At 40.9% G+C, this 26,587-nt stretch carries 18 protein-coding genes and 1 pseudogene; 18 read left to right on the top strand and 1 reads right to left on the bottom strand.

Annotated features, from left to right (window positions below):
• The first annotated feature begins 14 nt into the window (after positions 1-14).
• The 12 genes and pseudogenes from AC6H44_RS10980 (at position 15) to AC6H44_RS10925 (ending at position 15,488) form a co-directional block, all read left to right on the top strand.
• Positions 15-1,253: a beta-ketoacyl-[acyl-carrier-protein] synthase family protein gene (locus tag AC6H44_RS10980; RefSeq protein ID WP_500735477.1), complete on the top strand. Its 1,239-nt coding sequence runs from the start codon at positions 15-17 to the stop codon at positions 1,251-1,253.
• Positions 1,247-2,317, top strand: coding sequence for a beta-ketoacyl synthase N-terminal-like domain-containing protein (locus tag AC6H44_RS10975; protein WP_500735476.1), 1,071 nt, complete (start codon positions 1,247-1,249; stop codon positions 2,315-2,317). Before AC6H44_RS10980 ends, AC6H44_RS10975 begins: the two co-directional genes overlap by 7 nt.
• Positions 2,310-3,584 (top strand): beta-ketoacyl-[acyl-carrier-protein] synthase family protein, encoded by a 1,275-nt coding sequence (locus tag AC6H44_RS10970; protein ID WP_500735474.1) that lies wholly within the window; start codon positions 2,310-2,312, stop codon positions 3,582-3,584. The genes AC6H44_RS10975 and AC6H44_RS10970 overlap by 8 nt, the downstream gene beginning before the upstream one ends.
• Positions 3,577-4,563: a hypothetical protein gene (locus AC6H44_RS10965; RefSeq protein ID WP_500735472.1), complete on the top strand. Its 987-nt coding sequence runs from the start codon at positions 3,577-3,579 to the stop codon at positions 4,561-4,563. The genes AC6H44_RS10970 and AC6H44_RS10965 overlap by 8 nt, the downstream gene beginning before the upstream one ends.
• Positions 4,550-7,402, top strand: coding sequence for an aminotransferase class III-fold pyridoxal phosphate-dependent enzyme (locus AC6H44_RS10960; protein ID WP_500735471.1), 2,853 nt, complete (start codon positions 4,550-4,552; stop codon positions 7,400-7,402). The genes AC6H44_RS10965 and AC6H44_RS10960 overlap by 14 nt, the downstream gene beginning before the upstream one ends.
• On the top strand, positions 7,402-8,160 hold the full coding sequence (locus tag AC6H44_RS10955; protein WP_500735469.1) for an SDR family NAD(P)-dependent oxidoreductase: 759 nt from the start codon (positions 7,402-7,404) through the stop codon (positions 8,158-8,160). The genes AC6H44_RS10960 and AC6H44_RS10955 overlap by 1 nt, the downstream gene beginning before the upstream one ends.
• 2 nt (positions 8,161-8,162) lie before the next feature.
• The gene (locus AC6H44_RS10950) at positions 8,163-8,930 is read left to right on the top strand and encodes an SDR family NAD(P)-dependent oxidoreductase (RefSeq protein WP_500735468.1); all 768 of its coding nucleotides are present in this window, start codon (positions 8,163-8,165) and stop codon (positions 8,928-8,930) included.
• A complete protein-coding gene (locus AC6H44_RS10945; RefSeq protein WP_500735466.1) occupies positions 8,918-10,117 on the top strand; it encodes a DUF1302 domain-containing protein in 1,200 nt (399 codons plus the stop codon). The genes AC6H44_RS10950 and AC6H44_RS10945 overlap by 13 nt, the downstream gene beginning before the upstream one ends.
• Before the next feature lie 9 nt (positions 10,118-10,126).
• On the top strand, positions 10,127-10,960 hold the full coding sequence (locus AC6H44_RS10940; protein ID WP_500735465.1) for an outer membrane lipoprotein-sorting protein: 834 nt from the start codon (positions 10,127-10,129) through the stop codon (positions 10,958-10,960).
• Between the two features lie 9 nt (positions 10,961-10,969).
• Complete coding sequence (locus AC6H44_RS10935) at positions 10,970-13,600, top strand: efflux RND transporter permease subunit (protein WP_500735464.1); 2,631 nt, start codon at positions 10,970-10,972, stop codon at positions 13,598-13,600.
• A gap of 342 nt (positions 13,601-13,942) precedes the next feature.
• A pseudogene (locus AC6H44_RS10930) lies at positions 13,943-14,272 on the top strand (FAD-dependent monooxygenase); the annotation flags it as partial.
• A gap of 88 nt (positions 14,273-14,360) precedes the next feature.
• On the top strand, positions 14,361-15,488 hold the full coding sequence (locus tag AC6H44_RS10925; protein ID WP_500735462.1) for a polysaccharide deacetylase family protein: 1,128 nt from the start codon (positions 14,361-14,363) through the stop codon (positions 15,486-15,488).
• 41 nt (positions 15,489-15,529) lie between these two features.
• On the opposite strand, the gene AC6H44_RS10920 is transcribed toward AC6H44_RS10925, so the two are convergent.
• On the bottom strand, positions 15,530-16,399 hold the full coding sequence (locus tag AC6H44_RS10920) for an AraC family transcriptional regulator (RefSeq protein WP_500735460.1): 870 nt from the start codon (positions 16,397-16,399) through the stop codon (positions 15,530-15,532).
• 251 nt (positions 16,400-16,650) lie between these two features.
• On the opposite strand from AC6H44_RS10920, the gene AC6H44_RS10915 reads away from it, so the two are divergent.
• The 6 genes from AC6H44_RS10915 (at position 16,651) to AC6H44_RS10890 (ending at position 26,548) form a co-directional block, all read left to right on the top strand.
• Complete coding sequence (locus tag AC6H44_RS10915) at positions 16,651-19,284, top strand: TonB-dependent receptor (RefSeq protein WP_500735459.1); 2,634 nt, start codon at positions 16,651-16,653, stop codon at positions 19,282-19,284.
• A 216-nt stretch (positions 19,285-19,500) separates the two neighbouring features.
• Positions 19,501-20,760 (top strand): MFS transporter, encoded by a 1,260-nt coding sequence (locus AC6H44_RS10910; protein ID WP_500735457.1) that lies wholly within the window; start codon positions 19,501-19,503, stop codon positions 20,758-20,760.
• Between the two features lie 17 nt (positions 20,761-20,777).
• Entirely contained in the window at positions 20,778-21,656 is an 879-nt protein-coding gene (locus tag AC6H44_RS10905) for an ROK family protein (RefSeq protein ID WP_500735456.1), read from the top strand.
• Positions 21,649-24,192 (top strand): family 20 glycosylhydrolase, encoded by a 2,544-nt coding sequence (locus tag AC6H44_RS10900; RefSeq protein WP_500735455.1) that lies wholly within the window; start codon positions 21,649-21,651, stop codon positions 24,190-24,192. Before AC6H44_RS10905 ends, AC6H44_RS10900 begins: the two co-directional genes overlap by 8 nt.
• Positions 24,193-24,397: 205 nt before the next feature.
• Positions 24,398-25,747: a Fic family protein gene (locus tag AC6H44_RS10895; protein ID WP_500735454.1), complete on the top strand. Its 1,350-nt coding sequence runs from the start codon at positions 24,398-24,400 to the stop codon at positions 25,745-25,747.
• A 33-nt stretch (positions 25,748-25,780) separates the two neighbouring features.
• A complete protein-coding gene (locus AC6H44_RS10890; protein WP_500735453.1) occupies positions 25,781-26,548 on the top strand; it encodes a hypothetical protein in 768 nt (255 codons plus the stop codon).
• Positions 26,549-26,587 lie beyond the last annotated feature (39 nt).

Genomic DNA, 26,587 nt, shown 5'->3' with positions numbered 1-26,587 from the left:
GTTAAGGAAAAACAATGCATAAGGTTGTTATTACAGGGATTGGCACGACTGTTGCCAAACATCGAAATCCACATACGCTTTTTGCCACTTTAAAATCAGGCCAGTCACTGATCAAGGAAGATCAGACTCTAGCTGCTATGGGCATTCATGGCGTAGCCAGTAGCAGCATCAGCGAGGAGGAAGTAACTTATTTGCAGCAACAATACGTATTTTTACAGCAGAGTAAAATTGCGCCATCGGGCTTTATTGGTTTTGATGCATTGAGTCAATCTATAGCAGATGCAGGCCTAAATAAAGGTCAAATCAGTCAGGCTGGTTTGTATTTTGGTACTAATAAAACACTACCGACAACAGCACTGTTACACCAATTATCCAAGCCAAATAGAGCCACTAGTCAATCAAATGAAAGTATAGCTTACTACAACCCGCAAACTGTGTTCGCAGATATGATTCAACATTTTGGTATTGCTGGCCCACATGCTTCCTGTGCTGATGCCTGTGCCGCTGGCGCATCTAGTATCATCTCAGGTTATAGAGAAATTGCCAGTGGCGCGTTAGATGTGGCTATGTGCGGTGCTGCTGACTTTGGTACGCAACCGTTAATGCAGTTACTATTTAAAAAAATAGGCGCACTTAACCAAGGCCATAGTTTTACTGATATGAGTGCAATATCACGACCTTTTGATCGTAATCGCGCTGGAGTTGTTCTCGCTGATGGCGCTGCATTTGTTGTAATTGAAAGCGAAACGTCGGCATTGAAAAGAGGCGCAAAAATTTATGCTTACATTAGTGGAGCTCATCGCTGCACTGAATCCTACAAAATGACTTCAACAGAACCCAGTGGTAAATACTATGCCGAGTGCATGGAAACAGCGCTTGCTAAAAGCGGTGTTGCAGCTAGTGATATTGATCATATTAGTGCGCACGGAACTTCCACAAAAAGTAACGATAGTGCTGAAAGCTTGTCCATAGCAAAAGTGTTTGGCAGTAATACAGCAGTTACTTCCACAAAGTCTGCATTGGGCCACTCTTTGGCGGGCAGTGGAGCTATTGAAGTTGTGTTATCTGCTTTAAGTCTAAAAAACCAAGTAATGTTACCTACTCTGAACTTTTCTGCCCTTAGCAATGATGATGGCGAGATTAATATTGTAACCAAGGCAACGGCAAAAAAAATGAATTATATACTCAGTAATTCATTTGGCTTTGGTGGAGTAAATACCAGTATTGTATTAGCGAGGGAAAGCAGATGCTAAAACCTGTTTATTTGTTTCAGGGCGAGACTCTGTTACCCCAACAGATTTCCTTAGAGTCACTTCTCAACCATACAGAAAAATTAAAAAGCGCACCCTGTAAAAGCGCTGAATTATTAAATCAAACTGTTTTCACTTCAACATTAGCTGATGAGTCTCTTAAGGATATCGGTGCTGAACGAATGGTGCGTAAAACCAGTGAGCGGCAAGCTCGATGGTTAATTGCTGCTGGAGTTAGAAGCTGGCGTCGATATATAAGTGCGCCACAGAGCAGCAAGGCTGGGTTATTTATTGGTTTAGGCACAGTTGATTGTGATGAAGAGGATAACCCAGAGCTGGTCGCAGAGCCAACTGCTGAATGTTTATCGGCAGCTATGCTTGAAGAACGGCGACCTCTAATTTGCTTAGCGTTACTCAATTCAAGTGCGACGAGCCACATTGCACAATTGGCAGGGATCACAGGCGATAATATGAGTTTTTCACCGCTGCAAAGTGCCGGCTTTAATGCTCTTTGTGAAGGCTACTTTGCAATTGCTGAAGGGCAGATAAAGCATGCTTTATGCGGTGGTGGTAGTCAAAAAATTACACCTTGGTCATTACTCGCTTACGAATCAATTTGGGCTAAGCAAGATAACTTTTGGCTAACCGAGGCTGCAGCATTTGTTGTTGCTAGTGATGAGGCGCGTTTGAATGAGCGAGTCGCTAATGGTGTTTTACGTCATATACAGCGTGCCAGCTTACAAAATAATGATGAATCACTCACTCAACAAGTTAATCACCTCATGAAATCTACATGGATAGGAACGCGTTCAATTGTCAAAGTTATACTCGTTGGTGCGTCGCCTGAACAGTGCGAAATCACTTTGCGTGTGTTAGGTGATGATCTTTCAGCTCAGGCCTTAATTTTGGACCGTTATGTCGGTGCCACAATGGCCGCATCAGCCGCTATCGCTTGTAACAGTGCATTATGTTATTTGCAAGCCTATAAGGAAGGAGTGGTTATTGCGATTACATTTGGCGATCACGCGGAGTTTGGTACTTTTATTATAGAGGCAAATAATGACTAATCGAGTAGTGGTCACCGGTTTAGGAGTGCTCAGTCCATTTGGTGTAGGAGTAGATACTTTTTGGTCCGCAATTAAAGCGGGAGAAAATGCAGTTGATGCTTGGCATCCCCCAGGGGTTAAAAACTTTCCAGTACGGCACGCAGCCACCATTAAGTCAGATACGCAATCACTTGTCGACAACGAGCTGGCCGAATTTGATTTACCTAAACATATTGAAAGGCGTGCAATTTATGCACTGATTGCAGCAAAAGAAGCCATCGCGGATGCGCAACTTTCAGAGCTGTTAGCACAGGCTGCAATAGCTGTATGCAGTGGGGTACCTGAGCTTGATGATACCTCTCTCGTAGCGCTTGCCAAGCAACCAAAAGAAAACATTATGAATCATGCGCTTGAGGAGAGAGAGCGAGCAATAGAACGCTTTTCAGGCATCCGTTGTAGTAATGATGTGCTTGCCACCACACTGGCTCAGCAGCTTAATACTTCAGGTTTTATATGTAATGTTAGTGGGGCGTGTGCGGGAGCTACTCAGGCCATTGGTCTTGCATATCGAGCAATTAAACGCGGCGAAGCTGCTGTAGTTTTGTGCGGAGGAGCGGATTCAGTATTGAGTATCCGTACTATGTCAGCGCTACATCTATTGGGGGCTACTGCAGAAACACAGCGTTTTTCAAATCAACTTTGCCGACCTTTTGATCAAGACCGAGCTGGGCTGGTTGCCGGTGAAGGGGGGGCAATGCTCGTGCTCGAAAGTGAGCAACACGCGCGCGAACGCGGCGCTAGAATTTATGCTGAAGTAACTGGCTTTGGTAGTTCTTTAGATGCTTACAAAGTGACAGCACCTCATCCGCAAGGCGAGGGTGCAATAAGCGCTATGAATGGCGCATTGCAAAGTGCAGGCTGTAATGCAAGTGATGTCCAATATATTAATGCTCATGGTACGTCGACGCCATTAAATGATGCGATCGAAACAAAGGCAATTAAAGCTGTTTTTGGTAGTCATGCGAAGTCTATTGGTGTGTCGTCTACTAAATCTATGATTGGACATTGGATTGCTGCTGCGGGTGCGCCGGAAGCAATAGCAACAGTATTGGCAATTCGCGATCAATTTATGCCAGCAACCATTAATTTAAAGCAACCTCAAGCAGAGCTTGATTTGGATTATGTTATGGGTCATGGAAGAAGCGCACAGATTGACTGCGCTTTATCAAATTCGTTTGGCTTTGGTGGAATTAATGCCTCATTGGCTATTGCGAGGTATTATGAATAATCACTCTCATTCAATAGCCTTGCTTGGTTACGCCAGCAGTTATGCTGAAAATGAGTTCGCGTTATTGTTAGATAATCAATCAGAACACATCCAAGTGCCACGAAAGTTAAAGCGTTACATGGCACCATTTGCAATCAATTCACTTACAGCCACAACTGCCGCACTTGCCGACTTAACAATTACTGAGCGAGCTAAAGATGTGGGTATTTATACTTCTCAAACAGGGTATAGCAATCCGTTTTACGCTGAATTTTCAGCAGCATTACCATCGAATTCAGAGTCTGCAGAGGAAACCTTCAAGGCACTTTGGTTAAGCGAACGGGTGAATCCGTTTTTAATTACTAATGCACTTAATAATAATTTACTCGGAGTGTCAGGGTTAAATTGGCAATTAAATGGTGATGCCTGTGCATTTATACGCGACCAGTTTGGTGCATTTGGTGCATTACAAGAAGCGATGACAGCGATTGCAACAGGTGAATGCCGGCTCGCTATTATTGCAGTCGGAGGAAGTAGTAATGATCCGCTTTCACAATGGTTTGATAGAGCAGAAAGCGATATTACGACTGCTAATTTACAAGGTGCAACGAGCTTGGTGTTAGCTAGCGATGACTGGCTTTTAGAGCACGGCAAACAAGCTTTGGCACGGTTAACTCTTGTTGCTAGTGGTTATGATCTAAATACTGAGCAATTAACATCTTTGATGACCCATTATGTTAAGCCAAGCCAGCTCTTAAGTTTTTATATTGACTCAGGTAAAGATAAAAACAGGGCTTTAATGCAAGGTTTAATGAGTTTAGATATGCCCACTCAACCCCTTAATAGTTTTACGGGTTCGGACATTTGCCCGAGCATTATTACTTCTATCGCCTGTAATTTATCCGCACTTCGCAAACAAAAACATGGTCAAGGTATCAGTGTAAATTGCGATCAGGATGGTTTTTACTCATTTGTTAGGATCGAAAATGAATCGTTATAGTCAATATTGTAAGCCTTCGCTGAATCACGGTATTTATGCAATGGGTTTAGACAAGGTTTTTTACCGTGCGGAAAAAGGCACCATGTTTTACTTAGATGAACAAGGCAATGAGTGCGCAGTCATAGATTTTCTCGGAGGTTATGGTGCTGCGTTGATTGGGCATAATAACCCGAAAATGATCCAAGCTGCGACAGCAAATTTTCAACAACAAATTGCCTTTCATAATCAGTTTTCTGTACGTGATGCTGCTAGTGAGCTAGCTGAGAGATTAAATGCAATATTAAAAACAGAAAACCAACTACATGATGATTTTTATTTTTCATTTACAAGCACAGGTGCGGAATCTATAGAGGTTGCAATTAAGCATGCAGAAATGGGACGACGCAATGAAACTCAATCTTTTGTAGAAGAAATGCAGTTTGCCATCTCGCAGCTACATCGCGCAACTAAGGTTGTTGAGCCGGTACTTAGCGATGAGCAGCGACAATTACTTGGATTGAGCATTGAAGCTAATGTCGATGAGCTTATTGCTGCGGTTCGAAGTTACAACGAGCTGCAATTGCGTTTACAGCCCTACTTTGTGGTGCTTAAAAATGCCTTTCACGGCAAATTAATGACCTCTATCCAGCTAACACATGGTGAGATGTATCGCGCACCTTTTGCCCACCTAGGTGTACAGGCTGAGTTTATCGCTGTGAATGAACTAAACACCGCTTTATCCGCACTCAATGAAAAACACAGTGCTACTTTATTAATGCCTAGGTTAAAAGGCAGCACTGTAAAACTAATCGCGCAACCACTACGCCTAGCAACGGCTATTCTTGTTGAACCTGTTCAAGGGGAGGGGGGAATTCATTGTCTGACGGTTGAACATAGTCAATATTTAAAAACTCTTAGTCAAGCTCTTGAGTGTCCAATTATTAGTGATGAAATTCAATCGGGTTCAGGTCGCTGTGGAGCGCTGACTGCGGGAAGTGAGATTGGTTTAAAAGCAGATTACTTTGTCCTATCAAAAGCCTTAGCCGGTGGCATTGCTAAACTTGGTTTGGTTGCTATCAGCAAAAATAAATATCAAGCGGGCTTTGATATTATTCAAAGCTCAACCTTTGGTGAAGATGACCACAGTGCCAGAATTGCGTTAGCATTTTTAGATGAGTTATACGATCCGCAACAGAATTTATTGGAACGTATAAAAAACCAAGGCGAGCTTATCAAAGCGCGATTGAATGAATTACAAGAGCGTTACCCAAAGCTTATTAAAGAAGTGCGCGGTAAAGGCTTATTAATTGGCATTGAATTTAATGCAGATATGGCACTTGATTCAATTTGGTTGAAGTCAATTTTATACCAAGGATTTTTAGGCTACATGATCACGGGGTATTTATTTAATAATTACCATATTCGTGTCGCTCCTTCATCGAGTGCCCCCAATGTTGTGCGCTTGGAGCCAACTATTCATGTGACTGAACACGAAATAGATCAATTAATTGCTGGCTTAAACGATGTTTGTAAGACATTGCAGTATCAAGATAGCTATCACTTTTTAAAACATCTAACGAAGGGAGCTAAAACACGCTCTTTACGTGCTGATTTGGCTGATTTTAGAGCGTATTATTCTGGCCTTCAACAGAGCGCAAGTGAAGCTGATGTTAAAGTTGCTTTTGTTAATCATTTGATTTCTGCTGACTGGATTTGGCAGGTCGACCCCGCAATGGAAGGAGTGCCCGAAGTAGAAGCTAAACTACTTATTGAGCGCCTAGGATTTGATTGGCGAGTCGCTCCTCTGCCACCTATGCGCATTACCTCGGCAGCGGGTAAAACGGTTGATTTTATTTTATATCCTTTATCAGTTACTTCTGAGCAGATCAGTGTGATGTTGCAAAACAATGAATTAGACGCCATTAGACGTGCTGTTTCAGAGCGGGCGCAAACCGCACAGAGAGACGGTTGCTCTGTTGCTGGTTTTGGTATGTTTACCTCTGTGGTTAGTAATAATTGTAAATCGATTAGAGCTACCGATATCGCATTAACGTCAGGCAATGCATTAACTGTTGGTATGACTAAGCTCGCGGTACTTAATCAAATTAAAGCGCGTAATGTGCATGTTGACAAGGTCGCAGTCATAGGATCAGCAGGGAACATAGGTTCAGTATACGCCACTGTAATGGCTGAACATTGTCAGCAATTAGTGCTCGTGGGCAGCGCCCGTATGGGCTCGAAAAAGCGCTTACTCAAAGCTGCGTATAAAATTTACAGTGATATTTGGGATAGTGTGAAGACACAAAGCTCACTCACTGGGCTGATAAAAAAAGTAGCGGAACATCCACAGTGTCAGCATTGGCTTGCAGATGAAGCACAATGCCCAAGTGATATTGCATGTGCACTATTTGAGCTATTTAGTCAAGATATGAAAGGCCCTGTTGTCATTGCAGATGAGCTCAGTGAAGCTTATGACTGCTCAATAATTGTGTGTGCAACCAATGCCTCTGAAGCTATTCTAGATGTTAGTAAACTGATGAGTAATGCGCTGATCTGCGATGTATCTATTCCTCATAACCTCAGTGATGAGGATCTTGCGCTTCGAGCGGATGTGAGCTGTATTCGGGGCGGCATAGTTGGCACCCCAAACGGCGAGTCACTCGATGCGAGGGCGAGAGCATATTTAGACCCAGGACAAATATACGCATGTATGGCCGAATCAGTGATCCTTGGTTTAGAAGATGTCCAACAGCATTACTCTTATGGCGATCTTAGTAAGTCTCAAGTCGATGAAATTTTAGTGATGGCACAAAGGCAGGGATTTTTCTTAGCGGGTAGTAAAGATAAGGGGTCGATGTAATGAGTACTCGAAGTAACCTTGATACCAAGCCCATCGCGTGTATCACTGGCGCAACGCGTGGCATTGGCCGCGAAACTGTGTTGCATTTAGCAGCGCAAGGATACGACATTGCCTTCGGTTATCGCGATGAAGTACAAGCAAGCACCTTGCGTGAAGAGCTTATTACTCTGGGTGCCCAAGTATTCTGCCAGCCTCTTGACTTGCTAGATAGCGACAGTATCAGCGGTTTTTTTGAGGCGATGAGTAATCAGAACTTAAGCTTAGATTTACTCGTAAACAATGCAGGCATAACCCAAGACAATCTGCTTGCGATGATGACTCATGAAGAGTTAGCGCAGGTAATCGCGGTTAATCTGACCGCGCCAATCTTATGTGCTCAGGCTGCGTTAAAAATAATGTTACCGCAAAAGCGTGGCTGCATTATCAATATTTCTTCTGTTTCGGCGACTAAACCCAATCCTGGTCAAACTAATTACGCCGCTGCTAAAGCGGGAATTGAAGGTTTTACCCGTGCTTTGGCGGTTGAAGTTGCGCGCAAAAATATAAGAGTAAATTGTATTGCGCCAGGGATTATTGAAACCGAGATGGTAGCAGATTTACTACGCGGAAATGAGCTCGCTGCAAAGTCAAAATTACTGTGTAAACGAATTGGCAGTCCTCGTGATATCAGTGCTTTAGTCGTTTATTTAGCGAGTCGAGACGCCGAGTTTATTACAGGCGAAATATTTGCTGTTAATGGTGGCATGTTGTTGAGGTAAAAATGGAAAAAGCAATTAATTCAGTTTTAATAAGTGGCGCAGCAAACGGTATAGGCGCGGCTTGTGTTGAAAAATTTATTGAACAAGGATGCCGCTACATTATTGCTCTTGATCGAGATGAAGCTAGCTTAAATGAAATGCAATTGCGTTATGCAGATGACGATATCATTTTTATTGCTATTGCAGCAGATTTGACCGGCCAAGTGTATTTCTCGAAGTTGGCCAGTGCGCTAGAACCTTTAACTCAATTAGAAGCTTTAGTGCTCAGTCATGGCGTGGCTGATGAAAATGACATTAGTGAACGAGAAACCTTCATGCGAGTGATGGATGTAAATGTAAATAGCTGCCAATCAATTATAGCGCAATGTGAGGCTAAGCTTAATAAAGGCAGTGCTGTACTGTTTATGTCCTCAATTTTGGGCAAGATGGGTAATCATCGCAATACGGCATATTGCAGCTCAAAGCATGCGCAACTGGGTATGATGAAAGGGCTTGCAATGGATTGGGCACGTCATGGTATTCGAGTAAATGCTATTTTACCGTGCTACGTTGATACACCTTTGCTTCGTAAAGAGTTGCAAAAGCAAGCTGACATGGTTGGTTCAACGCTTGATCAAGTAATGCGAAAAGCAAAAAAACGCATCCCTATGCGCGCTTATGTGCAAAGTAGTGATGTTGCTAATAGTGCGTATTTTTTATGTTCACAACAAGCTCGAATGATCACAGCGCAATCATTAATTATTGACGGTGGCAGCTCATGCGGAGGTTAGTATTGATTGCTGTGTGCAGTGTAAGTAGCAGTAGCTACGCCAATTTGTATGTTCAACCTAATCTAACAAGTAGCTTTGGTTACAACATTGCAGAAAATTATGCTACCGAGCAAAGAGTTGCGGTTGGGACAAAACTTGAATACAGCATTGAGCAGTTGAGCTTTACCTTTGATGGCAGGTTAGAGCATGACTTTGTTTACAGTGATAATAACCATTTTAGCATCGCAGCCGAAGATCAATATGGATCACGAGCAATTATCGAAGAAGCATATATTTCAGGGGAATTTGGCCTGAGCTTTTGGTCATTTGGTTATCAAAAGGTGGTGTGGGGGGAAGCCGACGACTTACGTATTGTTGATGTTATTAATCCTTTGGATTTTAAGAGTTTTATGCTGTTTGATATCGACGATTATCGCGTGGCTGTGCCAATGTTAAAAGTGGATTATGAGTACGACAGCGGTGATACGTTAAACTTTATTACCACTATTGAACAGCGCAGTAACGAATACCCAGCCTCGGGTGCAGAGTTTGGCAATAACTATTACCCCAATAGTGAAAACAGTGAGTGGGGGAAGTACGAACTAGGTTTGCGTTATAACATGTTTGTTTATGACACAGATATCAGCTTGTACGCATTTCACGGTTATCAAGATGATCCCGTATTGAATGCAACAATTAGTGAACGGCCTGACTATGTCTATGAAAAGTTTTCAATGCTAGGAACTAGTTTGAGCAAGCCCATAGATGCCTTCGTGCTTCGGACTGAGTTTGCTTACTTTGATAATTACACCGTTAACGATAGTGCGTTACAGCACAAAGACGTCAACAAGTTAGAAGCATTAGTGGGCTTGGATTATCGCTACAAAGATTGGACTACAACAGTTCAGTATACCAATCAATTGCTCAATGGTTGGCAATCCACGTATATGATCCCTGAATCTGCACCAATTTACACAGCCTCAGCAGAGCGGGGTTTCTTTGCTAATCAAATTTACTTACGCGCGGCATTCAGTTACGTCGATAACCAAGGTGGTGGGCTTTTATCCCAGCTAAAACTAACTTACAAGCCCAATCAAGCTTGGTTATTAAAGCTGAATCTGGATCTCATCGACGGTGAGCAAGCGAATTATTTAGGTGCACAGCAGCAGCGTGATCGCATTTGGCTTGCTGCAACATATTATTTTTAAGGAGAAAAAATGAAATTAACACATATTTTGGCCTCAGCAGGCATTTTGTTAAGTGTATTTGCAGATGCTTCGGTTAATGACGCGAATAACATTTTACAACAGGTGCGTGATCGCGATGACGGTAAAGATTACTTGTCCACGGTGACTTTGAAAACGCTAAGTGATGACAGTCTGCTTAATCAGCGACAGTTTTATATGTTGCAAAAAGATATAGAGCAAGACGAAGTCATGGTATTGGCCATTAAAGCTCCTGCTGATGTGCGAGATATTAGTTTTTTGATGCGCAGCTTTGATGAAGGTACGGCGCAGGAAGACGAGCAGTGGATGTACCTTCCGGCCTTTAGAAAAGTAAGGCGTATTTCTGCGACGGATAAACGTGGCGCTTTTATGGGCAGCGAATATTCATATTACGATTTAGATAAATTGCGCGTCACTGATTTTGACTCAAAAATTGTAAAAAGCGAAAGCGTAAATGGCGTTGCGACACATGTCATTGAACGTACTCCAAAATCACAAGATGTGATTAATAAGTCGGGATACTACAAATTAGTAACTTGGGTTGATAAAGACAGAAAGTTAATTTTGAAACAGCAATATTTTGATGCAAAAGGTATTTTATTCAAACAACTCGATATTGATAAAGTTGATAAAATTCAAGATATCTGGACGATTACGGCATCAACTATGACAAATTTTATTGAAAATAAAAAAAGCACTTTTTTGTTTCATGAGACGCTTTATGACCAAGGTATTGAAGACGCCATTTTCAGAAAGTCGAAACTTAAACGAGGCATAAAAGACAGCGATGTTGCAGAGTTAACTAAAATTTCTGAATTAGAATAAGGAATTGACATGTTAGAAAAATATCTAGATTTTGTGTTTAAGTACCCAAAATCAATATTAGCCTTGCTAGTACTAATTACAGCTTATTTTCTGGTTGCTTCTGCTAATTTGAGTGAAGATAACAACCCCTATTTTTTACCGCAGGATCACCCTGCTCGCAGTACTATTTTTGACTTAAGAGAAGAGTTTACGGGTACATACGACTCTGTAATGATCGCTCTGCATAATGACAATACAGTTTTCAACCAAGCTTCGATTAACGCTATTTTTGATCTATCACGCGCAGCTGAAAGAATGAACTATGTTGATCAAAGCGATGCACAAATGCTTAAAGAATTGCAAGCCGCCTATCCAGAAAATCGTCAATTAATAACTAGTGTTGATGCGATTTTGGCGGATGGCATGACCCCAAATGACGGTTTACTTGCCCGTGAACTTGTTAGTCAATCAGCTACTTTGCAATTAACAGACAAGCAGCAACGTAATTTACGCGTTTTTGCTGAACGCCTTGATCCAGTTAGAGAAATGGCGGGTTTGTCATCAACTGAAAATGTCTTTTTAGATGAACATGGTACTATGTTTGCGCAAGAAACGGTGAATCAGCGCAATCAAGATATCGAGTTTGTTAAAAATGCAGTCCAAGATAACGAGCTCATTGAGTATGGTCCAATTTCACCGGATGGAAAAGTTGCACTTATTGTTGTTGAGTTAAGTATTTTAGAAGATGATGCTATTGGGCAAGTGCGTGCATATGAGGCGTTTAAACAGCTCGTTAGTGATTACCAAGAGGCTCATCCTGAACTTAAAGATGATATTTATATCAGTGGAGTTCCGGTATTTTTTGCTGCACAAAAGCAAGTGATAGATCACGACTTCGCGACCTTACTGCCGATCGTTATTTTATTAATTACGGTGATTTTAGCGGTATTTTTCAAGACCATTTTAGGTGTTGTTATCCCATTGATCAACGTTGTGATGTGTACAGTGTGGACAATGGGCATGATGGCTATTGTAAATGCGCCATTAGATGTGATCACCGCTATATTGCCGGTATTTTTATTAACCATCTGCTTATCTGATGCGATACACGTTATGGCTGAGTATTACCATCAGAAGAAAATCAATAAATCTCGCTTAGTGGCTATTCGCAAAGCGATGATCTTAATGGTGTCGCCAGTTGTACTAACTACAATAACAACCTGCTTGACCTTTACGATGTCAACGTCATCCAGCATTGAAAGCTTGCGAAATTTTGGTTTGTTTATATCGTTTGGTATGTTTGTTGCGTTGATTATTTCTCTGTTATTGATCCCTGCATTACTCGCTCTGTTCCCCAATAAAGACATCATAGTGACGCCACAAACAACACAAAGTAGTGGCGATGTGAGTGAAAAATATTTTATTAGTCGCTTACTTGTGCGCACGTTAACACCTGTTATGGCTAATCGAAAAGTGTTTACAGTTGTTTTTATTGGGCTTTTTGTTAGCTCAGGCTTTTTGGCATCGCAAGTCCGTGTTGATGATATGGGATCGGGTTATTTTCCAGAGCAAAGTCATTTTAGGATCTCCGATGATTTTATAAATAATCACATAGCGGGTACCAGTCCTGGTTGGATTGAACTAGATACAGGCATAAAAAATGGTGCATTGACTCTTGAAGTTGCACATTTTATTGACCAATTAGAGCAACACATTCATCAGCACAGCACAGTGAATTACAGCTATTCTTTGGCGCGCTATGTAAGGCGTATTAATTACACATTGAATGACTTTGATCCTCAGTACAATCGTTTACCTAATGAAGTTGAGCGCTTTACTGAAATCGATGAAGATACAAAGCAAACTTATGAGATTGAAATTGCCGGCAGTGATATTATCAGGCAGTCTATTTTAATGTTTGAAAATAGTGGCGGTTCTGATGTCACAAATGTACTAAATGAAGACTTTTCTAAAACCGTGTTGCTTTACACACTGGGAACAACGGTGGCAAATGACTATCAATCTTTTTTAGATCACACATTACCGTGGATTGAAAAAAACAAACCAGAAGGAGTGATAATTACACACGCAGGTTCGCCAATAATATGGACTGCTGTGTTAGATGCGTTAGTGAAAAGTCAAACTGTGAGCGCTTCTATCGCATTATTAACTGTATTGCTTGTCATGATCACATGGTTTAAATCGATTCGTCTCGGTTTAGCGGGCACCTTGCCTTTATTATCTACAGTGATGATTTACTTTGCATTGATGACGCTATTAAACATTGAGCTAAACATCGGGACTGCCATTATTTCATTTTTAGTACTTGGCATTGTCGATTACTCCGTGCATTACATTCTGAGAATTCAACATGAAATACAAAATGGTCACAGTATTAACCACGCCTTATTAAACGCAATGAGGATAAGTGGCAGGGCGATTATAGCTAATGTCATGGTGTTCAGTATTGGATTTATTGCTTTGTTGTTTTCTCAGCACAAAGCATTGATTGATCTTGGTACATTAGTGGGGTTATCACTGCTTATTAGCGGTATGATCACGTTATTTGTCATTACTTTATTCGCGCCTTGGTTTTTCAAGGGGGAGCTTAAAGCCAGTGAATCACAAAGCGCAGCCGGGATATTGACCCCAGAAAGTTAAAATATAAAGGGGTATATATGGGAAACCATAACTAGCCTCGATAAAATAATAAAGCCGTATCGGGTGATGCGGCTTTAGATTAAAGTGAGAATAGGTAAAATACACTCAACTAAAGGTAAAATTCTGCATATTGAGGAGGCTTAGGTATAGCATCATCTCGTTTTCCTTACATACCCAAGCATTTTTCTTTGATAGCCCCATAATGAATAAAGTTGACTATAAAACAGTGCGTTATAGTTTAAAAAAAAGTGTAACTACTCAGGAGAGGTAAAAATGCTGGGCAACATGCAATTGAATAATAATGCTAATGCGGTAGATGTATTTCGGAGTTGAATCTGCCCACTGATCAATGAATTAGAACAACACAGCCAAGCAACGCTTATGTTTGCTACGCACTATCAACAAATACACCAAAGTGACAATGACGTCTTTATAACCTTAGACTCTGGTGAGCCAGTTATAGCCAAATTATTAGTGGCAGCCGATGGTGCAAATTCAGCGACTCGGAAACAGTTTAATTTGCCCATTGCGTTTAAAGATTATGATCATAACGCCATCGTTGCGACGGTAAAAACCACCGAGCCACATAATATTACTGCGCGACAAGTATTTTTACCTACTGGACCACTGGCGTTTTTACCGCTGCCCGATGCCAATACACACTCAATTGTTTGATAAATACCTAAATTGCATTGCCTCGTATCAGTTGATGGCTAAATAGTATGTAATATTGATTAGGTGTTAATTAATGGAGAACAAAATGAAAAATAAAACGGCAATGACGCTATTGTGTGCAAGTTTATGCTCAACTTACAGCTTTGCAGATGACGACAAGGTTATCTATTTAACGTTTGATGATGGCCCGATTAATGCCACCTCAGGGCTAATTGATGCTTTAGATGAGGCACAAATAAAAGCAACATTTTTTATCAATGCTTTTCACATGTATGGTGAAGGCGATGAAAATGAACAACACTCACAATTAGCATTAGCTAAGCTTTTAAATAGCGGTCACCTTTTAGCTAACCATAGTTATGACCATATGTTGCATAATTGCACGGATGGAGAGCGCTCTGGTGCTGTTTATTGTAACGAAGTTGGTTTATGGCCAGTTAAATCCTACCAAGATGTAAGCACCGATTATGATTACTTTGAGCTTAATACTCAAAAGGTCTTGGCGTTATTACCTAATGCAGAAAGCTTCCCAAACTTTAAAATGAGAACAATGGCACGCTTGCCGTATACCAATGCGTGGCGTGTGACGAAAACTTTTAAAGGTGATGGTTTATGCGCAACATCTGATAATTTACCACCTTGGGATCCAGCTTTTTCTTGTGATCCGCAGGTTTCTACCAAGAGCTCACAAGTTGCAGTAAAAATATCTGATAAATTAGCAAGCGACGACTATAAGGTTTATGGTTGGGATTTTGATTGGGGCCCAGTGAACTGGGGCGTTGATTACCCTGCAGAAACAATGGCAGATGGTATTCAAATGGTCGAAAGCATTAATCAAATCGTCAATACTTGCCCTGGCAAAACAATGGAACCTGTCAATAGCCGCACGCAAAACTTAGATTGCGGCGATGGATTAGCAGCGAATAAAGTAGTGATACTCACCCATGACTTTTTGTTTGAAGATGGTCCGCGCGGGCAAGGTGCGACGATTAACTTGCCCAAAATTAAAAGCTTTGTTGAGCACGCAAAAGCAGAAGGTTATCGATTTGATACACTTGATAATTATGCGCCTCAATGGCAACAAAACAGGCAATACGAAGCTACTAATTTTGTAAGTTATCAAGATAAAATTTATTCTGTGTTACAAGCACATTATTCCCAAAGTAATTGGCAGCCTTCCAACACGCCTGCATTGTGGTTACTTGAAAAATAACGGTATGTATAAAAGGTAGGGTGCCCTACCTTTTTACTCTTTTACACTAATGATTTTTGTTTTAAGCGTTTTCTAAATTGGCTTGGTGTTGTCCCTTTTAGTGTTAAAAAGCGGCGATTAAAGTTAGAGGTATTTTTAAACCCACATTGATCGCTGATAGCCGTAATAGCGCGGTTAGTATTGATCAATAGCTTACAAGCTTGACCAATTCTTAACTGGTTAATAAATTCTGTTAAAGTGCGTTCCATACGCTTTTTAAAAAAGCGGTGAAAGTGGTTAGTGCTCATATGCGCCATGTTAGCTAATTGTTCTGCGCTTAAGCCCTCAGTGTAATGGCGATAAATATAATCAATCACTTTATCAAATTTATCTTTTGCGGGATCAGTTTTATTAGTGTAGCAAAAACTCGCGCTAGAAAGCTGCTGAGGGACTGCTTCTTGGCTCATTAAATACAGTAATTTAAATAAACCTAAATATTGCTCAAAAGGGTTACTGACCTCGATTTTTTCAAAATATGATTTCGCTATCATCGCTGTTTTAGTCGAGAATTTAAGGCCTTGTCGCGCAGCGATTAATAACTCTTCAAGTATGGCAAATTCAGGGTGACTAGTAATTTGCTGACTAAGCCATTTTTCTGGAATTTGTGCAACGTGAACAACTTGTACGCTGTTATTTATATTCGGTGACGATTGCCAAGTATGGGGTAAATCAGCACCAAGGATCACTAAATCAAGTTCGCCATAAGGGGCAATATAATCGCCAATATGGCATACCCCTTGACTGTTTAAAGTAAGGCAAATCTCAAAGTCTGGATGGTAATGCCAATTAAATGGAATGTAATCAAGCATATATTTACAATAGCGCCACGATGAATTGGTATTAGGAATGACTTTTTCACACATTGCCCGCATGACGATCTCCTTATTTATTTTAGTTCCTATATTGAACAATATTTAGCAGTCTAAGTAATACTTTTCAATTCACTTTTAGTATTAATCTATTGCACGCGATTCTTTGCTAACAGGACATTGAACATTTTGCCATCAAAATTAACATTCCTTTGATAGGAAAGTACCGGATAAGGTGTCAATTGTACTGCTTAACACGAATGCGGCGCGATACCCTAGTAACGCTTTCAATAACAATAAATAGGGGACTAGGAATGAAAAACATCAACAAAGCATCGCTTAAATTATCGACATTGGCGATATGTATCTCAGCACTATATGTCAGTCCAATGGCATTAGCTGCAGCTCAAACTCAAGCAGACAGTGATATAGAAACCATTGAAGTGCGTGGCATTCGTCGCTCTTTAGAAGCGTCAATGAACACTAAGCGTTTTGCAGATGCAGTGGTAGATGCCATTACCGCAGAAGATATTGGTAAATTTCCGGATAAAAACATTGGTGATGCACTACAACGTATTTCAGGAGTGACGGTTGACCGCCAATATGGTGAGGTAAATGGCGTAACTATTCGTGGTACTGCACCAGAGCAATCAAGAATATTACTCAATGGTCAAACAGTAGCAAGCACCTCATGGTACGACTTAGGCCCAGCGACACGTACTTTTAATATGGAATTGTTATCAGCAGAGCAAGTGTCGGGTGTGCAAGTGTATAAAACACCGGAAGCAGATATCGAAGAAGGTGCACTGGGAGGGACCGTTAACTTAACGACTCGTAAACCTCTGGAGTTAGATGCAAATACGCTACTGCTCTCTGCGGAGTTGGCACAAAGTTCATTGTATGATGAGACTGACCCAGGTGCATCAATTCTTGCTAGTTGGAAAAATGAAGATGAAAAATTTGGTATTTTAGCTGCGTACTTTTATGAACAATTAACTTCAGGGCGCCATGTACTTGAGTCTATTGGCGGCTACTATGAGTACTTTGCAGAAAACCAAGCAACAGGACAAGAATCGACAGTCGGTGCATGGAGTTTAGGTTCGCAAGCATTTAAGTCTGAGCGTGAGCGGACCAGCGCGCAATTAACCGCGCAGTTTGCACCAACCGATAATATGGAGTTTGTGCTTGATTATTTTCGTTTTGAATTTGATAACCCGCATGTAAACCATAACTTTCTGACGGTTGGCGCCCGTGGTGCGGGTTCTACTAATGTAACCAACAATGCATTAGGCGGTACCGAGCAAGCAACTATATTACCTGCATATGCTTCTATTATTTATAATCCAGTGGTGCGTAATGCCGTTAATATGAAAGCTGATGTACTAAACCTAACTGGTAAGTTTCAAGGTGATGGCTTTGAACTCAGTGGTGTAATTGGTAAATCAACATCAGATGGCGGCACGCAATTTGGCGCATCTTCATGGTGGATCCCAGCCTCAGATGAAGGAGGTAAAATAGGTGATCCTGCATTTCCTAATGGACAAAACAGCACTGATGGTGGTTTTACTTATGATGCCACGGGTTCTTATCAAGTTTGGCTAACTTCGCTAGATGCTACCGATGCAACGCAATTTAAACATGCGCAAGAAGCAAATTTTGATACCACAGTGCAAGAGCATGATGTGAGTTATGCTCAAGCTGATGTTAAATTTGAGTTAGATGGTAATTTCTTTACTGCAATCAAGACCGGCATTAAATTTAATAGTAGTGAATTTTCGCGTATTGCATTTAACCGTAATCCAGACGAAGTACTTGGTTTTGTTCCCGATGGTAATTTATCAAATTGGAGTGATGGCGTATTAACTGGGCTGCATTCACAAAGCTCTGGTCATACGCTTGATGCATATGCCTCACTTGATACAGATAAATGGTGGGATTTCATCAGCGGTAAATATGCAGCTGGCGAACTGACCGAAGTCGCTAACTTAGGTAATACTTTTTCAGTGGATGAAGATATGATCGCCATTTACGCGAAGGCTGATTTTAGTGGCGAAAACTACCGAGGTAATATTGGATTACGTTACGTTGAGACTGAGCAAACATCGAACGGCTACGCCGACGGCGCGGTTTTCAAAGAGACGGTCGATTATAATAACTTACTCCCTAGCGTAAACTTTGCTTATGATTTATCGGATGACATTATTATTCGTGCGGCAGCATCACAAGTTATGTCTCGCGCAAACTACAGTGATTTAAAACCTGGCTTAGCAATTAATGCCAATTTTGGTAGCGCCACAGGGGGAAATCCTGATCTAAAACCCTATGAAGCTAACCAGGGCGATATTGCTATAGAGTATTACTTTACAAGCGCTTCTATGGCATCAGCAGGATTTTTCAGCAAACAAATTGATAACGTTGTCTTTTCGACTGAAGCGGTTGAATTTGTAGATGGCTGTGGCGCCAGTCCAGATCTATATGAACAATGCCGTGTTACTCGTCCTCGTAGTAACGGCGAAGGCTCTGTAAATGGTATTGAACTGCAACTACAGCATAGCTTTGCTAACGGTTTTGGGGTGGTGACTAACTATACGTACGTAGACAGTGAAACAACCACGCCAGATGGCTCAAAAGAAATGGTACCAGGTGTTTCTGAAAACAGTTTTAATGCATCAGTGTTCTTTGAGAACGATATTATCAGCACTCGTTTAGCATATAACTGGCGCAGTGAATGGATTGGTGTTGGTGCAGCCCAAGCAGTTAAAAACGATAACTATCAACAAATTGATGCGTCAATCATCTGGCATGCCATGGAAAACTTAGATGTTAGCCTTGAAGGCGTTAACTTAACCAACGAAGTGGTGCAATCGTACGATACTAACTTTGCTTTAACGCAAAATACTATCGAGTTTGGTTCACGTTATTACCTTGGTGTAAGTTATAAATTCTAATGGAGATAGGCCGCCACTTGGCGGCCTTTTTAGTTATGGCAACAATTAATAAATTAGTAATTTTAGAGCCAATTGGTATTGCTTGCTCGGTGAAAACCCCTCAGCTAAAGTGAGTTGAAAAGTACCAACAAGCCGTAGAGTAGTGCCGCATAACTCATTTTATGATGGCAGACTTAGCTAATTATTTTTAGAATGAGACTTTCAGGTAGAACAATTATGAAAAGAAATTATTTGATAGTGCTATTGGTACTGGTTACCTTTTTTGTTATTTCATTTATAACGAACTTATTAGCGCCGATATTTCCGGCTCTGATCCAAAGCTATAATATAGGCTTAACCCTTGCTGGTTTTTTCCCATTTGCATTTTTTATCGCGTATGGAGTGATGTCGATCCCTGCAGGATTGTTGGTGCAAAGCTTAGGTGAAAAAAAGGTCATGCTCATAGCATTCTCACTGGCATTATTTGGCAGTGTGTTATTTGTTAGCTTGCCGATTTTTGCTGTTGCAATGTCAGCATTATTTTTGATCGGTACCGCCATGGCTCTATTGCAAGTGGCAATTAATCCGTTACTTCGAGCCAGTGGTGGCTCTAAACATTTTGCGGTTTTTTCGGTCGCAGCCCAGTTAATGTTTGGTGGTGCAGCGACCTTATCACCGCTGGTATATAGCGCGCTTGTTAAAGCAGATTCACAAGCACAGAGCCAAAACTGGTTATTGCAATTAGTACCCGCCGATATGACTTGGCTAAGTATGTATTTATTATTTGCACTGTTATGCACAGTGATGTTGGTGGTTATTAGCGTGTTACCCATAAAACAAAACACCCAAGTAGAAAATCCGCAACAAGGCAGTATCAAACAAAGCTTACAATTATTTAAAGACCCCACCGTGATCAAGTTCTTTTTTGCTATCGTGGCTTATGTGGCGCTTGAGCAAGGAGTGGCTAATTCAATTTCAGTATTTTTACAAACCTATCACCAACTTGACCCAAATACAGGCGGAGCACAGATAGTGAGTCAGTTTTGGTTATCACTGACATTAGGCTGCTTATTGGGCATCGTATTGTTAAAACTCTTTGATGCTAAACATGTATTACTTACTTTTAGCGTTGGTGCGGTGGTTAGTCTATTTACCGCATTATTTGCACATACTGAGCTGGCATTATGGGCGTTTCCTGCGGTGGGGTTTTTCTTATCAATTATGTGGTCGGTGATATTTTCGTTGGCATTAAACTCAGTTGCAAAAGGGCATGGCACTGTATCTGGCATTTTATGCACTGGGATTGTCGGCGGTGCATTTGCCTCGCCTATTATTGGTGCGGTGAGTGAGCTTACAGGTAGCTTACAAATATCACTATTACTGTTGTTAATACCGCTTGGTTATATTTTTAGTGTCGGTATTTGGGCTAACCCACTGGTCGCTAATCACACGCTTAAAAGTAATCCACAGACAGTAAAGCTTGCTGAAAGTAACTAATGACAAAAGAGGGTGTAATGTCACAAACTTTATTATGTGTTGACCTTGGTGGCACCAAAGCGCTGGTCGCAAAAGTAACCGCAACAGGCGTAATAGAAAAACGCTATTTTGATGTGAACGGCTCAGCAAGTAAGCAGCAAACAAACGACTTTTTATGTCGAATCATCAAGCAAGTGATTGACAATACTTGCATTGGTATCTTCGTAGGTGTACCTAGCATGGTGCTGATGGAAACTGGCGAAGTGATCGAAACGGTTAATATCCCCAATTGGAAAAATGTGCAGTTAAAGCAGCTATTAAGTACACATTTTAAACTGCCCGTACGGGTGCATAATGATGCAAATTGTTTTGCTATGGGAGAATTTACTCAAGGTAATTTTAAATCAGATACCAATTTAATTGGTATTTGCCTAGGCACTGGATTTGGCGCCGGGCTGGTGCTTAATGGTCGATTATATACGGGTAAGCACGCAGCCGCAGGAGAGTTTGGCAGTTTTAGTTATTTACAAGGGATTATTGAGCACTTTACCTCTGGGCAGTTTTTTATTAATCAAGGGACAACGGGCAAGCAAGCTTACCAAGAGGCATTGGCAAATGACGCACACGCACAACATTTATTTGATGAGTTTGGCAAGCATCTCGCTCATGCAATAAACCATGTGATACTCGCGTTTGACCCTGACGTTATTGTACTTGGTGGCTCGGTTGCACAATCATCAGCGTGCTTTTTACCTAGTTTGTATATTCAGTTAGCTCAGTTAGTTAACCCCATTATTTTGCAGTCGTTAGATATTCGTATTAGTGAGCTTGGCGACGATGCGCCATTACTTGGTAGCCATGCGTTATTTATAAACGACATGGCTTATGAGCAATCAGTGGGAGCCAGCTATGCGTAGAATTATATTATTGGTGCTTGCCATATGTTCGGCTGCAGTTTTTGCTAAAGCACCATCGCAGACTGAATTAGATACCCTCGCAGAGCAGCTATCGGTAAAATATGAGTTACTTTCGGCAAAGCCCGATACTTGCCCTGCACCTCATCAAAAGCAGTGTTACTTATCGCGTTTGACGTTCAGCACACCTTTTGATGCAAACAGTCAACAGTGGTCAATTTATTTTAGTCAGCTAATGCCAATTTATAGCACTGACTCGTCGCAGTTTACCATTACGCATATCAATGGCGATTTACACCAAATAAAGCCCACCTCGGCATTTGCCGGATTTAAACAAAATACGCCGATAAGTATAGAGTTTTATAGCCAAGAATCGCAAATTACTCGCGCTGAGTTTATGCCTAATTACATGTTGGCAAGCGCGGGTTTAACAAGCCGGGTTATTAGCAGCACTCAAACCGCAATAGATCCCGACACTAAGCTAGAGTTACAACCTTATCTAGCACCATTTATGACCTATGAACAACTACACACAAGTAAAGATGATGCGACCCCATGGATGGACGCTGAGTATTTATATGAAAACGAGTCTCAACCTACATTAAGTAAGGCACCGCTGAGTTTGATCCCCAAGCCGGTCGCGTTAACTTTATTATCGGGTGAGGCGGTAGATTTAAGCCAAGGCCTAAATCTACAACTAGCGAATGATATTGATCAAGCACAATTAACAGCGGCGATAGCACGCTTAGCACGTTTTGGTATTAAGCAGCATAGCCAAGGGATTAAAACTACCCTCAAGTTAGATTTAGCAGCTGATAACCCAGAGGCTTACACGTTAAAAATTCAACATGAGCAAATAGCGATCAATGCAAAGACCAACGCAGGGATATTTTATGCGTTGCAGAGCATCGCAGGGTTAGTCAGCCTTGATAATTTAACCATCCCAGCACTTAACATTACTGATGCGCCGCGTTATGCATTTAGAGGTATGCACATTGATGTAGCACGTAATTTTCGTTCTAAAGTATTTATTTTAAACACCATAGAGCAAATGGCCGCCTATAAGCTTAATAAATTACACTTACATTTAGCGGATGACGAAGGTTGGCGATTGGCTATTAACGACTTACCAGAGCTTACGGAAGTCGGTGCCAAGCGTTGCTTAGATTTAACCGAACAGCGTTGTTTGTTACCACAGCTAGGCGCAGAACTTGATAGTCAATCAGCGGTAAATGGTTACTACAGCCAGAATGACTATATTGAAATATTAAAATATGCTCAAGCGCACTTTATTGAAGTGATCCCATCACTTGATATGCCTGGGCATTCGCGCGCGGCAATTGTCGCAATGGAAGCGCGTTTTAAGCGTTTAACTGCCCAAGGAAAAGATATACAAGCCACTCAATACAGGTTGCGAGAGCCTAGTGATAAAACGCAATACAGCTCAATCCAGCATTATAACGATAACACCTTAAATGTGTGTTTAGACTCGACTTATCAATTTATCGATAAAGTGCTCGATGCAGTAAACGCATTACATGTACAAGCAGGTGTGCCTCTTAAAACGTACCATATTGGCGCAGATGAAACCGCCGGTGCTTGGGTTGACTCTCCAAGCTGTCGGCGTTTGCAAAACCAACAACCAGCGCTGCATTCATTTAATGGCTATTTTATTGAAAAAGTGAGTAGCCTAGTTGCTAAAAAAGGCTTTAAAGTGGCCGGATGGAGCGATGGTATGAACGACGTTACGCTAAAGAGCATGCCAGCAAATGTGCAGTCAAATGCGTGGGCAACGCTGAGCGATGGTGGTCATGACATTGCGCATCGTCATGCTAACCAAGGTTGGGATGTGGTGTTATCAAGTCCGGATGTCACTTATTTTGACTTTCCATATCAGTCGCACCCGCAAGAGCCCGGGAATCACTGGGCGAGTCGTGCTATAGATAGCAAAAAAGTGTTCTCATTTATGCCTGATAATTTACCTGCGCATGCTGAAATTTGGCGCTCGGTAAACAATCATCATTACAGTAGTGATGATCGTAAAACGATGCGTACAAAACCTTTTATTGGTTTGCAAGGGCATTTGTGGTCAGAGCTCATTCGCAGTGACAGGCAAGCTGAGTACATGTTATATCCACGCTTATTAGCACTTGCAGAGCGGGCTTGGCATAAAGCGCCATGGGAGTTAGCTTATAATGGGCAAGGCGCTAAGTATGAGCAAAATACAGGCCATTTTAATACAACGCTTAAGCAACAAAAAGCAGCTGATTGGCAGCGTTTTGCGGCGTTAGTTGGCTTTAAAGAATTTGCAAAGCTAGAGCAAGCAGGACGCTTTTATCGCTTACCCAGCGTAGCTGCAAAGCAACACAATGACGGCTTAGATGCATTTACCTCGTATCCGGGGGTTGTTATCGAATATCAAAATAGCCTTGGCAATTGGCTTATTTATGATGATGAAAATAAAGCCACTAATGTACAAAAAGTTCGTACGCTTTCTCAAAGTGGTATCCGTAAAGGGCGATCATTAACGGTGAAATAAAAATCTTTTAAGCGTTATTTATTAAAACCGTACCAACATAGCCCTTACGTACGGTTCTGTGAGAGGGATGAGGCAAAAGCCTCACCCTACTCGGTGTAGGTCAATTTTTGTTTTAATTTAACTAAAACGTAAATTTCAATTTTTACGTTGATGATTTTTTATAGCATGTAAACTTATTATATAAAAATTAAGTTTAGGTGTTGTTATGGCAAGGTTTAGAGTTCCAAAACCCTTAAATGAGTTGTTATCTACTACATCCCATGAGGAATACATCCCTCTCTTAGGTCAGTTTGGCCCCACAGATGCGAAAGGAAAATACCTCCATTGGGATAAGTTTATCTGGCGCGTACCAAAAGGTACTTTGGAGCAAGGATCTTGGGTTGCTACTAAATTAGCAAGAAAAACGATATCAAAAACAATTGAGTTAGTAGCAGAGCAAGGAAAAAAATTTAGTTATTGTATCCCAGATTCACTGCATGCATTACTTCATCAGATTGATAAGTTATCAGGTGGCGGGCATGCAATTGGAGATGGTTCATTTATTACTACAAAAGAAAAAGATAGGTATTTAGTAAAAAGTTTAATGATGGAAGAGGCTATAACTTCTTCTCAACTTGAGGGGGCATCCACAACAAGGAAAATAGCTAAAGAAATGCTTGAAACTAAAAGGTTGCCAATTGATAAATCAGAAAAAATGATTTTCAACAACTACCTCTTAATGAAAAAAGCATTAGAAAGAAAAGATGAGGAGCTCTCTATTGACTTAATCCTCGAACTCCCTGCAATTGCTACTTACAAAGCTATTGATAATGATGCCACGCCTGGAGCTTTACGAGAAGATAATACAATTGCTGTTTCAAACCTTTATAATGAACTTGCGCATGTGCCACCATGTTACTCTTCATTAAAAGAAAGATTGCTTTCTTTATGCGAGTTTGCAAATGAAAAACATGATGGAAAAAATAGCGACACATTCATTCACCCATTAGTTAAAGCTATTATTTTGCATTTTATGATTGGTTATATCCATCCATTTGGAGATGGGAATGGCAGAACTGCAAGAGCTATTTTTTATTGGTATATGCTTCGTTCAGGTTATTGGCTCTTTGAATATGTATCAATTAGTAAATTGATCCAAGAAAAGAGAAGCGATTATGATGCTGCATATATTTATACAGAAACGGATGAATTTGATTTAACCTACTTTATTTATAATCAAGTTGATGTTGTTATGAAAGCAGTTAATTCATTGAACACTCATATAGAGTCTAAGAAAAGTGAATTTTATCAATTTATGGAATGGATTGAAAAAAGTCCACTATCAAAAAACTTTAAGCGTGGTCAGTTGGAGCTGCTCAAAGAGGCCGTAAAGCAGCCTGGTAGGATATTTACAGTAAAACAAGTTTCGGTTGAATTTGATATAAACGAAAACACTGCGAGGGCTTATTTAAATGGATTAGTTGATTATGACCTTTTAATCGCTACAAAGAGCAAAAAAAATAAAGCTATTAGGTATGTGTCTCCAGCAGGATTAAGAGAGAAATTAAGGTTGTAAGGGATGCTATTACATTGCAATAAAGGATTAAAAATGAAATTTATAAACTACATTATACTGTGCTTATCCCTCGTTTTCGCATCAAACACATTTGCGCTTGAGCAGCAGTATCATCAGAATATTTTACCTATTATTTCTGCGTTCAAAGCTGATGATAAAGCGGCGGTTGCTTCGCTAGTTCGCTATCCATTAAAACGTGCATTTCCAGTGCCTGCTATTAATAATAAAGCTGAGTTAGTCGAACGTTTCGAGCAAGTGTTTGATCGGCAGCTCATTGCTCAGATTGCTAGTTCAAATATAGATACTGATTGGGACAAAATGGGTTGGCGCGGCATAATGCTAAATAACGGTGTCGTTTGGGTAGATACGGATGGGAAGATCATTGCTATAAATCATCAAACAGCGAAAGAGCAGTTACTGGCTAAAAGTTTAATAGCAGTAGATAAACAAGCACTGCACCCAAGTATTAAAACTTTTCAAAAACCAATTTTAGATTGGCAAACATCTAAATACCGTATTCGAGTTGATGACTTAGGTGATGGAAATTTCCGCTATGTATCGTGGAGTATTAATAAAAAAACCAGCGATAAGCCAGATATAGTGTTATTAAAAGGTGAAATCGAATTTGACGGCAGTGGCGGTAATCATAGCTACACATTTAAAAACGGCCGTTACAGCTACGTATTACAAGTTACGGTAATTGGCAGTGATACCTCACCACCCGGTTGGCTTAATGTGTACAAAGGTGATCAACTGTTGTTATCGGAAAAGGTTGTTATTTCATTTAATAAGGTTAACTGAGCTTTAGTGAAGGCCAGTTATTTTATCTTGCGGTGAAAC

The organism is Pseudoalteromonas sp. TAP-3C (assembly GCF_059888565.1).
Note: the sequence above shows the minus strand (reverse complement) of the source record. Positions and strands in the feature narration are given on the sequence as shown.

Excerpts from the sequence above, each read along its gene's own strand:
- AC6H44_RS10980 (WP_500735477.1), top strand. The coding sequence starts at position 15 with ATGCATAAGGTTGTTATTACAGGGATTGGCACGACTGTTGCCAAACAT.
- AC6H44_RS10975 (WP_500735476.1), top strand. The coding sequence starts at position 1,247 with ATGCTAAAACCTGTTTATTTGTTTCAGGGCGAGACTCTGTTACCCCAA.
- AC6H44_RS10970 (WP_500735474.1), top strand. The coding sequence starts at position 2,310 with ATGACTAATCGAGTAGTGGTCACCGGTTTAGGAGTGCTCAGTCCATTT.
- AC6H44_RS10965 (WP_500735472.1), top strand. The coding sequence starts at position 3,577 with ATGAATAATCACTCTCATTCAATAGCCTTGCTTGGTTACGCCAGCAGT.
- AC6H44_RS10960 (WP_500735471.1), top strand. The coding sequence starts at position 4,550 with ATGAATCGTTATAGTCAATATTGTAAGCCTTCGCTGAATCACGGTATT.
- AC6H44_RS10955 (WP_500735469.1), top strand. The coding sequence starts at position 7,402 with ATGAGTACTCGAAGTAACCTTGATACCAAGCCCATCGCGTGTATCACT.
- AC6H44_RS10950 (WP_500735468.1), top strand. The coding sequence starts at position 8,163 with ATGGAAAAAGCAATTAATTCAGTTTTAATAAGTGGCGCAGCAAACGGT.
- AC6H44_RS10945 (WP_500735466.1), top strand. The coding sequence starts at position 8,918 with ATGCGGAGGTTAGTATTGATTGCTGTGTGCAGTGTAAGTAGCAGTAGC.
- AC6H44_RS10940 (WP_500735465.1), top strand. The coding sequence starts at position 10,127 with ATGAAATTAACACATATTTTGGCCTCAGCAGGCATTTTGTTAAGTGTA.
- AC6H44_RS10935 (WP_500735464.1), top strand. The coding sequence starts at position 10,970 with ATGTTAGAAAAATATCTAGATTTTGTGTTTAAGTACCCAAAATCAATA.
- AC6H44_RS10925 (WP_500735462.1), top strand. The coding sequence starts at position 14,361 with ATGAAAAATAAAACGGCAATGACGCTATTGTGTGCAAGTTTATGCTCA.
- AC6H44_RS10920 (WP_500735460.1), bottom strand. The coding sequence starts at position 16,399 with ATGCGGGCAATGTGTGAAAAAGTCATTCCTAATACCAATTCATCGTGG.
- AC6H44_RS10915 (WP_500735459.1), top strand. The coding sequence starts at position 16,651 with ATGAAAAACATCAACAAAGCATCGCTTAAATTATCGACATTGGCGATA.
- AC6H44_RS10910 (WP_500735457.1), top strand. The coding sequence starts at position 19,501 with ATGAAAAGAAATTATTTGATAGTGCTATTGGTACTGGTTACCTTTTTT.
- AC6H44_RS10905 (WP_500735456.1), top strand. The coding sequence starts at position 20,778 with ATGTCACAAACTTTATTATGTGTTGACCTTGGTGGCACCAAAGCGCTG.
- AC6H44_RS10900 (WP_500735455.1), top strand. The coding sequence starts at position 21,649 with ATGCGTAGAATTATATTATTGGTGCTTGCCATATGTTCGGCTGCAGTT.
- AC6H44_RS10895 (WP_500735454.1), top strand. The coding sequence starts at position 24,398 with ATGGCAAGGTTTAGAGTTCCAAAACCCTTAAATGAGTTGTTATCTACT.
- AC6H44_RS10890 (WP_500735453.1), top strand. The coding sequence starts at position 25,781 with ATGAAATTTATAAACTACATTATACTGTGCTTATCCCTCGTTTTCGCA.